The sequence below is a fragment of the Nostoc sp. 2RC genome (assembly GCF_014222165.1).
Classification (GTDB): Bacteria; Cyanobacteriota; Cyanobacteriia; order Cyanobacteriales; family Nostocaceae; genus Nostoc; species Nostoc linckia.
In genome coordinates this window covers 1-6,339 of sequence record NZ_JACKZU010000436.1, presented here as the reverse complement: position 1 = coordinate 6,339, position 6,339 = coordinate 1, and the positions used below count along the sequence as shown (strand labels likewise).

The window sequence follows — 6,339 nt, the reverse complement described above, 5'->3', positions numbered from 1 at the left end:
CTTCGTCGCTAACGCTGACGCTAACGCCAGTCGCTCATGGGGGAAACCCCCAAGACCGCGCTGGCTCACCTTTTCCCCAAACCAAATTCCAGTTTAAAATCCAAAACCTGAGCAGTATTGCCTAATTTTCTACTCATCATTCCTAACTTTTATAAGCTAGGGCAAAGCGCTCAATACCAGCTAAATCACTATGAATTTGAATATTGCCGTAGCTACCTTGATTTTGCAAAAGTTCTCGCACTGTGTCTGCCTGTCCTGCCATCATCTCGATTAGCCAGATGCCACCAGGTTGCAAATATATAGGAGAAATTTCAATCAAATGCCGGATACAATCTAAGCCATCAGCACCGCCATCCAAAGCTAGATGCGGTTCGTGGTCAATCACTTCTGGTTGCAAACTAGGTAAGGTACTGGTGGGTATGTAAGGGGGATTCGATACCATACCACTGAACTGACCTTTGAGGAATGTCAGTGGCTCCCACCAAGAACCTTGATAAAATCGAATGCGGTCAGCAAAACCCAAATTCTGGGCGTTGGCTTGGGCGATGGCCAATGCTTCTACACTGTAATCAACAGCATGAATTGTTGCGTTTGGCAAGGCATCTGCTAGTCCGATGGCGATCGCTCCACTGCCAGTACCCAAATCTGCCCAGTGTCCTGAAGCATTACCACCAGCTGCTACAGCCAAATCAATTAAGCACTCTGTTTCTGGTCGGGGAATCAAAACCGCATTCGATACGGCAATTTTAAACTGACGCCAAGGTGTAGCTTTGGCAATATACTGCACTGGTAAACGTTCATTTAATCGCCTCTGCCACAATAGATCTAACTCTGCCAGAGGCAATTGCATCTGAATTTGCGGCCAATTTTTAAAAGACTCCAAACGGAGTGCCAAACGGTCTAAACCGGCTACTTCTTGGAGCAACCAATCTACTTCTGTTGGTGGAACATCAGTGGCGCAAGCTGCTTTCACTGCTGCATTCCGCCACTGCCAAAGTTCTAAACCAGAAATTATCAGATGTTTCTCCCCCATGCCTCAACCAGAGCAAATCGGTTATTTTTTCGGTGCAGGTGCAGCAGCAGGTTTATTAGCTGGTGCCTGATTCGGAGCGAGCGATCGAATAAAATTGATAGATTCCCGTGATGGATATAAAACAATTTTATTAATAGTGGGATCGTTGCTAGTATTGAGAGCCTCCATCACACCGTACAAATCCACCACCTGAATTTCAGTGTTTTCTGCTTCCTTAGGCACGGCTTTTTTAAATTCATCTAACAAAGCCACTGCTTGTTCTTTTTCAAAGAAGAAAGGAATGTAGCGCTCATTACCGTTTGCCAAAGGAATGGTTAGATAACTATTATCTTTTTTAAATTTGGGCACAAACAAAGGAATGCCGTTGAATTGCTCAACTTTTTTACCGCTTGCGTTCAGCATACTTGTTGCTGAGGCTACCTGTTGTTGGGTGGGGACTAAAGTATAAATTACTGAGTCTGACTTCTTTTTACCTTCTAGCACTATCTTATAGTAGTCTGCCAAAGATAAAGGTCTCACCTGTAGGGTACTTGCCAATTGAGGATTTTCTTTTTTCAGTCGATTATCTAGGAATTTTTGAGCATCTTGCTTGCTAATAAAAAATCCCACTTGAGAAACGGTCTTAGATTGGTTATTCCTGGAAAGAACTACGAATTCGCCTTTAGGATTTGTGAGGGTGAATACGGGTACTTCCTGTAGCTTTTTCACTACCTGGTCTTGTGGTAAAGCTACCGCTTCTAGATTCCCTAATCCTGGTAAATTACCTATTCCTACAAGTCCTCCTAAAAAGACACTCCCGGCCATACCTAATGTTGCGCCCCAACGAACCAATGATTTCATGACTGCTCCTCGCATCAATAAGACAATTCAATTAAACTAATGGTTGGATTTGCACAGCACCAACTAGCTTCAGTTATATAGCAATCTATTTTAGTTGTGAAAATTTATTTGTAAACAACTTATGAGGTTAGTTGATTGTTGAAAGTCAAAAATCGAAGTCAAATAATCGCAACTATTTAAGATTGTTATGATATCGCCTTTAGCAATGGACTGTGCTAAAGTTGTCTTTTTGCCAATTTTACTTTGCTGTTGGCTGCTAAATCTTGTAGATGACTATTTTTTGTCTTTGGGAAGAATGAAAAATCTCTCTAACCCTGAAAATTATAAATGCCATTTTATTGACTTTCTCTAACACCGGATGACGGCATAAGTTTATCAATCGTTCCATCTAGTCCTAACTAAATATCTTCTCAAATTTATACAAAGTACAGTGTCACGAGTATCTGATTTATCAAAGACTAAATTCAGCTAACATCGCTTCAAAAGGTAGTCCAAGACAAAAATAACCAAATTAATTTTCTGCGTAAAAATATGCAATTTAATTGCACTTCTTAGCAACAAAACTTTAGTCTATTTGCCCTAAATAGCAGAAGTTATTGAGAGATTTTCTAAATTTAGTTGATTGCTGAGACAAAAAAACCTCAATAAATACAGGCGTTTAGTAAGATAATTCTGCCTTAACCTATAATCTTGTAGAGACGTAGCACTGCTACGTCTCTATTTATCCGTGTGTGGGGATTCTTTAACAGTGTGGTGCAGCGATCGCAATGTGAGAAAACTTTGATTTTTTGATTTGACATACTAATCAAAGGCAAATTTATCAATAAGTTTGGTTTTGATTGATATGTCTTAACTAAAATCGGGATGACAGGATTTGAACCTGCGGCATCCTGCTCCCAAAGCAGGCGCGCTACCAAGCTGCGCTACATCCCGGCTATATTTATCTACTGTGTGCGGTTGGGTTTTAACTTAATTTACCAAGGGATTCACCCGTTCGCATAAGCATTAACTATATCATATCATATAACACCGCTTATGCATAATTTTGTTTATTTTTTATAAATACCAGATAGTTTTTCTACCTTAAATGTAAGGTTCTTGTGCCGACTGAGTTGTACAAGACATAAAATTTGCTTGTTCGTCGGCTTAACCTTCCCAAACCATGTCAAAACAATAGATTCTTGCTATAATGCCTGATTTTATTGTGCAAATCGGGTTTTATTTGAATCTATTGTTAGTGAGGATACCAAAACATACCTTTAATACCTTCTGGATCTGGCATAAACCCCATAGTTCGGTAGAAATCTACAACATGAGGGTCGGCAAAAAGAGTCACATTGCTAATTTCTTCACTCCTCAGTTTTTTGAGGACGTATTTCATCAGTGCCTTACCCAACCCTTGATTTTGAAAGTCTGGGTGAACCACCACATCCCAAATAGTGGCATTAAACGCATGATCTGAAGTAGCGCGGGCAAAACCAATGAGCCGCTTTTGGTTTCCTCTGACCTGCCACATCGAGGCAACGAGAAAACTATGCTCAATGGCTTTTTTGACTTTTCTTAAAGGACGACGCGACCAACCAACTGCATCACAGAGTTCTTCTAGTTCATACAGATCGATATCTCGGTCTGTACTGAAGACGATGCGAGACTCCTTTGAAGAAGCTTCGCTAATATTACTGGAGCTGGAGTTGCCCAGAGTGTCTGCTGTATATTCTTCAAAAGAAGTTGTTCTAGTTGTCGCTACAGACTCAGGAGTACTAAACCAAGTTTTCCAAAAACCCATGCCAACGAGGTTCGGGTAATATAACTAAATTGGCTTCTACTCTCAAAGAGAGTTGATTCATACTCAACTTAGCTAACGCCATCCACTACCCCTAACACTCAAAATTTTTGGGTTGTTTTCGAGATTTGAAATGGTAGCAGCTAGTTGGGGCATGTTTCACACCAATCATCTTCAACTTTAGCATTTTGTTGTAAACCCTAGTAAAAATTCAGCAAAAGGGAAGAATATAAGTAATTCCAAATTACACCCTGTTGTGATTCCTCTGTCTGACTATGTGGGAAACGACCCAAGCTGTTTGTGACTTTTCTCGAAATAAATATAGAAAACCCAATTCTGGCAAAGATCCTGTGAATTGTTCGTATGCAGCTTAAATGCAGGTTAGCTTAAGAGTGAATGGTATATCAGGGATTTGAATACCGGGAAATTTTTCCCACCCCCCAGTTTCTAATACCCAGTCCCTAGTGGTCTGTCTAGTCAACTTTGCTGGGTGAGGGCTGGGGAAAGGGAAAAGACTAAAGGGCAAGGGATTTAAAACCTTTACCCTTTACCCTTTACCCTTTAACCTTTACCCCGCCAAGTCACGAAAGAGAACTACTAGTCCCCAGGTGACGAAAGCAAGCGAGTCTTACCTTAACAATGGCTTCTGGTTTAAAATCTTCGACACTGGAACTCCTAAAGCGCTTTAATCGAGCGTTTCCCCAGTTTTATGAGCAATTTGTCAGCAGTGAGATTCAACTGCAAAATTTACGGCTAGCCTACCGTCTCTATAAAACTAGACGCGCTGTGATTGAACTAAAACCGGAAGGTAGCAAAAGTGCTTTACATTTTGCCTACCGCAACCAGTCTTTTCTGCTCAGCGATATTTTTGGCGTACTAGCAGCTTATGGTTTAACAATCCACGGTTTGAGTCTATACGGTCAAATCCGTCCGCCGATGTTAGTTTTTATCAAGCTGCTGGTTTCTCGTGGTAGTAAAGCCTTGACGGATAAAACCGCAGAAAATGTCTGCCGCGCCATTCGCGAAGCTTTAGGAGGTCGATTTGAGGTAGAAGAAATGCTGGCAGTAGAATTCAATCTTGACACTGGCTTAGAGCAGGTACAAACTGAGTTCTATGTCGATCCGGTTTTTCATCTCCCTGCTTTGGTGATTGAAGCTGATAATCAACCAGGATTATTCTATAAAGTCATGTACGCCATTTGGCAAGAAGACTTGCTAGTGGTCAATGCTAATTTACTCGTTTGGCGCGGACGTACACGGCTGATTCTCTACTTATTGGGGCCGAATGAAAGCTTAATTCCTGAATATCTAGGCCACAAAATTGCTGAAGGGGTACGACAGAGGTTGCTGGGGAAATAAAAAAAGTTAGGAGTTAGGAGTGAGGAGTTAGGAGTGAGGAGTGAGGAGTGAGGAGTGAGGAGTGAGGAGTGAGGAGTGAGGAGTGAGGAGTGAGCAGTTAAATAAGAGCGTAGGTTAGGGGTTACAAGGCATAGTCAAGCAAAGTTATCCCTAATCTTCTGTACCCTATAACCTTAGGTTAGGAGTTAGAAGTTGTTGATTTTGTAACACCAAACTCCTAACTCTTAACTCCAAACTCCAAACTCCAAACTCCAAACTCCAAACTCCAAACTCCAAACTCCTAACTCTTAACTCCAAACTCCAAACTCCAAACTCCAAACTCCAAACTCCTCACACCTCGTATTTAGTCGCACCCACCCTTAGGGGTACGATATAAGTATGGCAACTATTGAAATCTTGGGCGTTCCACACGCATACGAGCTAACGGCTCCCACTTCCTGCCCCCACGCTTTAGTATTTATCCACGGTTGGCTCAATAGCCGTGGATACTGGCAACCTGTGATTTCCCGCCTATCAGATGATTTGCAGTGCCTGTCCTATGATTTGCGGGGTTTTGGTGAATCCCAGTCCCAGGTAAAAACGGATTTTAGTCGGGCACAAACTTCTGTGAGTCTGACTCCCATCTCCAGTGGTGGGGTAGGTTCACCTTTCGATTCTCTTTATACCCCTGCTGCCTATGCTCAAGATTTAGCAATTCTTCTGGAACAGCTAAATATTACTAGTGCTTGGCTAATTGGTCACTCTTTGGGAGGTACGATCGCTCTATGGGGAGCAGATCGAATACCTGAGTGTGTTAAGGGAGTTATTTGTATCAACGCTGGTGGCGGTATTTACCTCAAAGAAGCTTTTGAGCAGTTTCGCTCAGCAGGTCAGAAATTTTTACAAATTCGTCCGCGTTGGCTATCCCAAGTGCCTTTAATTGATTTGCTATTTACCAGAGCCAGTGTCGCACGTCCTTTAGAGCGCTATTGGGCACGTCAGCGAGTGATTGATTTCGTAGTCGCTGACCCAGAAGCAGCCTTGGGAACTCTGTTAGATTCTACAACTGAAGAAGAAATTAACCGTTTGCCTGAGTTGGTATCTCAACTTAAGCAGCCAGTTTATTTTTTAGCTGGTTCGGAAGACAAAGTTATGGAACCCAAGTATGTTCGCCATCTAGCTAGCTTCCACAGATTATTTCAATACTGTGGTGACAATGTTTTAGAAATTCCTAATTGCGGACACTTGGCTATGTTAGAACAGCCAGATGCAGTAGCCGATTACATCCGGTCGATAGTTAAGAGTGGATAGGACTGGACATGGGGCATGGGGCATGGGGCATGGG

General features: G+C 42.1%; 5 protein-coding genes and 1 tRNA gene. 2 read left to right on the top strand and 4 right to left on the bottom strand.

Going from position 1 to position 6,339, the window contains the following annotated elements; all coding sequences use genetic code 11:
* Window positions 1-142 precede the first annotated feature (142 nt).
* The 4 genes from prmC to GNE10_RS30710 all read right to left on the bottom strand — a co-directional run bounded on the left by prmC (window position 143) and on the right by GNE10_RS30710 (window position 3,659).
* The gene (prmC, locus tag GNE10_RS30725; RefSeq protein ID WP_185569619.1) at window positions 143-1,033 is read right to left on the bottom strand and encodes a peptide chain release factor N(5)-glutamine methyltransferase; all 891 of its coding nucleotides are present in this window, start codon (window positions 1,031-1,033) and stop codon (window positions 143-145) included.
* 21 nt (window positions 1,034-1,054) lie between these two features.
* Window positions 1,055-1,873 (bottom strand): Tic22 family protein, encoded by an 819-nt coding sequence (locus GNE10_RS30720; protein WP_185569617.1) that lies wholly within the window; start codon window positions 1,871-1,873, stop codon window positions 1,055-1,057.
* A gap of 859 nt (window positions 1,874-2,732) precedes the next feature.
* Window positions 2,733-2,806: transfer RNA gene (locus GNE10_RS30715), tRNA-Pro, on the bottom strand.
* 301 nt (window positions 2,807-3,107) lie between these two features.
* Entirely contained in the window at window positions 3,108-3,659 is a 552-nt protein-coding gene (locus GNE10_RS30710; protein ID WP_185569615.1) for a GNAT family N-acetyltransferase, read from the bottom strand.
* Window positions 3,660-4,295: 636 nt separating this feature from the next.
* On the opposite strand from GNE10_RS30710, the gene GNE10_RS30705 reads away from it, so the two are divergent.
* Window positions 4,296-5,015 carry a hypothetical protein gene (locus tag GNE10_RS30705; RefSeq protein WP_086763971.1) on the top strand — a complete coding sequence of 240 codons (720 nt, stop codon included), beginning with the start codon at window positions 4,296-4,298 and terminating at the stop codon, window positions 5,013-5,015.
* Between the two features lie 378 nt (window positions 5,016-5,393).
* The gene (locus GNE10_RS30700; RefSeq protein WP_185569613.1) at window positions 5,394-6,305 is read left to right on the top strand and encodes an alpha/beta fold hydrolase; all 912 of its coding nucleotides are present in this window, start codon (window positions 5,394-5,396) and stop codon (window positions 6,303-6,305) included.
* The last annotated feature ends 34 nt before the right edge of the window (window positions 6,306-6,339 follow it).

Coding starts and splice junctions, on each gene's coding strand:
- GNE10_RS30710 (WP_185569615.1), bottom strand. CDS start 3,659: ATGGGTTTTTGGAAAACTTGGTTTAGTACTCCTGAGTCTGTAGCGACA.
- GNE10_RS30705 (WP_086763971.1), top strand. CDS start 4,296: ATGGCTTCTGGTTTAAAATCTTCGACACTGGAACTCCTAAAGCGCTTT.
- GNE10_RS30720 (WP_185569617.1), bottom strand. CDS start 1,873: ATGAAATCATTGGTTCGTTGGGGCGCAACATTAGGTATGGCCGGGAGT.
- prmC (WP_185569619.1), bottom strand. CDS start 1,033: ATGGGGGAGAAACATCTGATAATTTCTGGTTTAGAACTTTGGCAGTGG.
- GNE10_RS30700 (WP_185569613.1), top strand. CDS start 5,394: ATGGCAACTATTGAAATCTTGGGCGTTCCACACGCATACGAGCTAACG.